We start from the raw sequence: 4,640 nt of genomic DNA on the forward strand, positions 1-4,640 counted from the left end.
GCACCGGCCGGGAAGGAGTAACCGATGGTCGCGAACGCGCCTAGCGACTACCCGCTGGCGCCGGTGCAGTTCTCGCGGCTCGCCAGGCGCGGCATCATGCTCGGTCTGTCCCTGCCGCAGCTCATCGTCCTCGGTATCGCGGTGCTCACGGTCGTCTTCTCCCTCTACACCGCCGACGGGATGGGCTTGGCCTGGACCGCACCCGTCTGGGGGACCTGCGCCCTGCTCGCGGTGATCCCTGCCGGGGGCCGGAAGGTGATCGAGTGGGTGCCGATCCTCGCCCGCTGGGCCGCCCGGACCTATCTCGGGCAGCTCATCTACCGGCGCCGCGTCATCAAGCCCCGCCCCGCCGGGACCCTCGCCCTGCCCGGGGATGCGGCACCGCTGCGGGAGTGGGAAGACCCCGAGACCGGCGCGGCGATGGTCCACGACCCGCACGCGCAGACCCTCACCGCGATCCTCGGCGTCTCCCACCCCGCGTTCGTGCTCCTTGATCCGGGTGAGCAGCAGCGTCGCGTCTCCGGCTGGGGCCGCGTACTGGCCGCCGCCTGCAGGTCCGGGCGGATCGCCCGCATCCAGGTGTCCGAGCGCACTCTGCCGGATTCCGGGACGGGGCTGGCGGAGTGGTGGCGCACGCACGGCACCGACGACGGCTCCTGGGCCGCGACCACGTACGCCGAGCTCATCGAGCGTGCCGGCCCCGCCGGAGAGCGCCACGCGACGACCATCTCGCTCGCGCTCGACATGAAGGCCGCCGCCCGGCAGATCAGAACGAGCGGTGGCGGGATACGCGGCGCGGCTGCGGTGCTGCGGCAGGAGATGAGCACGCTGACGACGGCGTTGCGCGCCGCGGAGCTCAGTAGCACCGGGTGGCTGACGCCGGGCGAGGTCGCCGTCGTCCTGCGCTCGGCTTACGACCCCGCCGCCGCCCCGGCGCTGGAGCGCCACGGGGACCTGGGCCGTGACCTGGCGACCGCAGGTCCGGTCGCGGTTACCGAGACCTGGGACCGGCTGCGGTCGGACTCCGCGCACCATGCGGTGCTGTGGATCACCGAGTGGCCTCGCTCGCAGGTGTATCCCGGCTTCCTCGCGCCGCTCGTGCTGTCCAACGGCATCCTGCGCACCCTCGCCCTGCACTACACCCCGGTGCGCGCCGACCAGGCCGCGCGGGACCTGCGGAAGAAGAAGACCGAGCTCATCTCCGATGCCGCCCAGCGGCGCAAGATCGGGCAGATCGACGACGCGGCCAGCAGCGCCGAGCTGGACGACGTGCTCCAGCAGGAGGCGGACCTGACTGCCGGGCACGGCGTCCTGCGCGTCTCCGGCCTCGTCTCCGTCTCTGCGCCGACCGTGGACGAGCTCGACGCGGCGGTGGCCGCGGTCGAGCAGGCGGCGATCCAAGCGTCCTGCGAGACCAGGCGGCTCGTCGGTCAGCAGGCGCAGGCATTCACCGCTGCCGCGCTGCCGTTGTGCCGGCCGGTCTGACCCGGCGCACCTGCTCACCAACCGTCACGCCTTCCTGTGAGGAGCCCCGATCATGCCGACCTTCGATGACCCGCTCGCGGACGCCGCTGAGGCGTCCGCCGCGCTGCGGGGCCTGGCCCACGCGACCCGCACGTTCGAGAGCCCCGCCGACACCCACCCGGTGATCGGAGATCTGCTCGCCGGCGTCAGGTCGCTGCGGCAAGTGCTCGACCAGCTCGCAGCCGCCCACATCAGCGCCCGCGCCAGGGCGCACGACGACGCCGGGAACCAGGCCGCCGGCGCAACCTCGGCCCTCGCAGCTGCCGATGAGCTGCACCAGGCCGGCACCCTGCTGGACACCGTGGAGTGGCGGCTGGACGCCGCCTCCCAGCACTCCGGTCGCATCGCCTGGCACCCCGCACCTGCCGTCGAGGACGGCCCGGCGAGGCGGTGGGTCAGCGTCGTGTTCCTGGAAGGCGCCGAGGCCGATGAGGTGCTGGAGCTGATCGACCGCGACGGGACGGATGCAGCGATCGAGCACCTGGCCGGGCACGACTACGGAGCGGAGACCACCCAGGCCGCGCTCGAGAACGGATACGTCTACGACGAGCCCCCGGCAGGTGTGCTCGACAAGGTGGCCACCCACGACGTCTACACGCTCACCTACAACCCCTTCCTCGGGCACGTCTCGCTGCTGCGCAAGCACGACACCGTGCCCGACCCGGCGCTCCTCGGCATCGACACCCCGGCCTCCGCACCCGCATCGGAGTCGAGGCGGGAAGCGGAACGCGCCGCGCACAAGTCCACGCGTGCAGTCGGCCCCGCGGTCAGCCGGGGGCGAGACGGGGCCGACTGGTTCACCCGCCGCCCCGGCGCCGCCTCCGCACACGGACGGGGGCTGGCGCTGTGACCGGGCAGGACGACAGCCGCCTGCACACCGCCGTGCTCGTCGGTCCCGAAGGCGAGCGGCGCCGGGCACGCAAGGCCCGCCGGCAGGCGGCGGCGAAGGTCGAGACCGATGCCCGCCAGCATCGCAAGGCACAAGCTCGGGCGAAGTGGGAGGCGGAGCAGGCTGAACGCCGCAACACGAGCTACCTGCCCGCCTCCGGCGAGGCGGGGCCCGCGGCGTTGCGGACGCCGGGCCGGTTCCGGCTCCCCAAGCACCAAGACACCTCCGCGACGCTCGCCGGCCAGTACCCCTTCCTGGCCGAGGCCGGCCTCGGCAGCCAGGGCGTCTTCGTCGGCCAGGACCTCTACAGCGGCGGATCGTTCGTCTACGACCCCTGGGTGCTCTATCAGCGCGGCCTCATCACGGCGCCGAACGTCGTGCTCGCCGGGATCGTCGGCTCCGGCAAGTCTTCCCTGGCGAAGTCGCTGTACACGCGCAGCCTGCCGTTCGGACGCAGGGTCTACGTCCCCGGCGACCCTAAGGGCGAACACACGGCTGTCGCGGAGGCGGTCGGCGGACGGGCGATCATCCTCGGCCACGGCCTTCGCAATCGTCTGAACCCGCTCGATGAGGGCCACCGGCCATCTGCCGTGTCGGATACGGAGTGGGCGATGCAGGTCGCCTCCCGCCGCCGCGACCTCATCGGCGCCCTCGCAGAGACCGTGCTGGACCGGGCGCTGTCGCCGTTGGAGCACACCGCCATCGACCTCGCCCTCCGAGACGCCGTCCGCAGCGCCGAGGTGCCGATCCTGCCGATGGTCGTCGACCGCATCCTCACCCCCAACACGGGGGACGATGAGGACGGTCGGCTCGCGGAAGACGGTCGTCTCGTCGGCCACGCGCTCCGTCGGCTTGTCGCCGGAGACCTCCAAGGCCTGTTCGACGGCCCCTCCACGGTCAGGTTCGACCCGTCGCTGCCGATGGTGTCGCTCGACCTATCGCGGGTCGCGGAGAACAGCACGCTGATCTCGGTGCTGATGACCTGCTCGTCCGCATGGATGGAGTCCGCTCTGTCCGACCCGGCGGGCGGGCAGCGATGGGTGGTCTACGACGAGGCGTGGCGGCTCATGCAGTACCCGGCGCTGCTTCGCCGCATGGACGCCCAGTGGAGGCTGGCGCGGCACTTCGGAATCGCGAACATGCTCATCTTCCACAAGCTCTCCGACCTCGACAACGTCGGCGATGCCGGGACCGCGATGCGCGCCCTCGCCTCGTCGCTGCTGGCGAATGCGGAGACCCGGATCGTGTACCGGCAGGAGCCGGACCAGCTCGGCTCCACCGCCCTCGCGCTCGGGCTCACCGGCACCGAGCAGAAGCTGCTCCCCGGCCTGGGGACCGGTCAGGGGCTCTGGCGGATCAAGGACCGCTCCTTCGTCGTGCAGCATCAGCTCCATCCCGCCGAGCTCGCCGCGTTCGACACCACCGGCCGCATGACCAGCGAACCCACGTAAGATCACGAATCCTGAAGGCAGTTGAGGCGGGAACCCACGGGCCGAGGGGCCATTTCAGAGTATCTGAGGTCGTGAGTTCGCGGTGTCGATGTCGTCGGGGAGCAGTCGCGGGATGAGCCGCACGAACACGACCATGACGATGAGCTCGACGAGGGTCTGTGTGACAACGACGAGCGGAGCAAGGTCGAACGCGGCGGGTAGGGCGAGGACGAGCGGGAGGACGACGAGGGAGTTGCGGGTCGCGCCGCTGAACACGATCGCGCGGCGACCGGGGACGTCGATCCGGGCAACCTTCCCGGCGGCGGCACCGATCGGGACCATGACCGCGGCGAACAGGATGTAGACGGGGATGGCGAGCAGGAGCGCGCCGAGCTGTCGTCCGACGCCGGCGATCTGGGAGGCCACCACGACAGCGAGGCTGAGCATCATGAGCGGCACCATCGCCCCCAGCACGGTGCCCTGGATCGCTACGCCCCAGCGGGTGCCGGCGGCGGCAAGCTGGGTGAACCCCGCGGCAACGAGAGGCAGCGCGATAAGCAGCAGGAACGCCTCGATGAACGGGGCGAAGTCGACCGTGGCGACGAACTCGGCTCCGACGAACAGCCAGAGGTAGAGCGGCAGCAGGAGCATCTGCGCGAGCATCAGCAGTGGTGCGGCCGCGAGCAGCCGATCCTTGGCTCCACCGGCGATGCCGGTGAACACGATGACGTAGTCCACGCATGGCGTGAGGAGGACGAACAACACGCCTGTCAAGGGCCATTGAGTTCTGCCCATAG

At 71.3% G+C, this 4,640-nt stretch carries 4 protein-coding genes; 3 read left to right on the forward strand and 1 reads right to left on the reverse strand.

Translation table 11 applies throughout. From position 1 onward, the window contains the following. The first annotated feature begins 24 nt into the window (after nt 1-24). From HMPREF3105_RS06075 to HMPREF3105_RS06085, 3 genes are read left to right on the forward strand one after another with little or no spacing between them, the layout of a single operon-like run. The gene (locus tag HMPREF3105_RS06075) at nt 25-1,485 is read left to right on the forward strand and encodes an SCO6880 family protein (RefSeq protein ID WP_070708979.1); all 1,461 of its coding nucleotides are present in this window, start codon (nt 25-27) and stop codon (nt 1,483-1,485) included. Nucleotides 1,486-1,537: 52 nt separating this feature from the next. After that, entirely contained in the window at nt 1,538-2,374 is an 837-nt protein-coding gene (locus tag HMPREF3105_RS06080) for a hypothetical protein (RefSeq protein ID WP_070708980.1), read from the forward strand. Beyond that, entirely contained in the window at nt 2,371-3,864 is a 1,494-nt protein-coding gene (locus HMPREF3105_RS06085) for an ATP-binding protein (protein ID WP_070708981.1), read from the forward strand. Before HMPREF3105_RS06080 ends, HMPREF3105_RS06085 begins: the two co-directional genes overlap by 4 nt. 54 nt (nt 3,865-3,918) lie before the next feature. Here HMPREF3105_RS06085 and HMPREF3105_RS06090 read toward each other — a convergent pair. Further along, on the reverse strand, nt 3,919-4,640 hold a 722-nt coding region (locus HMPREF3105_RS06090), incomplete at its 5' end, for an arsenic resistance protein (RefSeq protein ID WP_070708982.1).

The organism is Micrococcus sp. HMSC31B01, from assembly GCF_001816085.1.
GTDB lineage: Bacteria > Actinomycetota > Actinomycetes > Actinomycetales > Micrococcaceae > Micrococcus > Micrococcus luteus.

What these genes read in the sequence shown, in the direction of transcription:
- HMPREF3105_RS06075 (WP_070708979.1), top strand. Translation starts at nt 25, where the DNA reads ATGGTCGCGAACGCGCCTAGCGACTACCCGCTGGCGCCGGTGCAGTTC.
- HMPREF3105_RS06080 (WP_070708980.1), top strand. Translation starts at nt 1,538, where the DNA reads ATGCCGACCTTCGATGACCCGCTCGCGGACGCCGCTGAGGCGTCCGCC.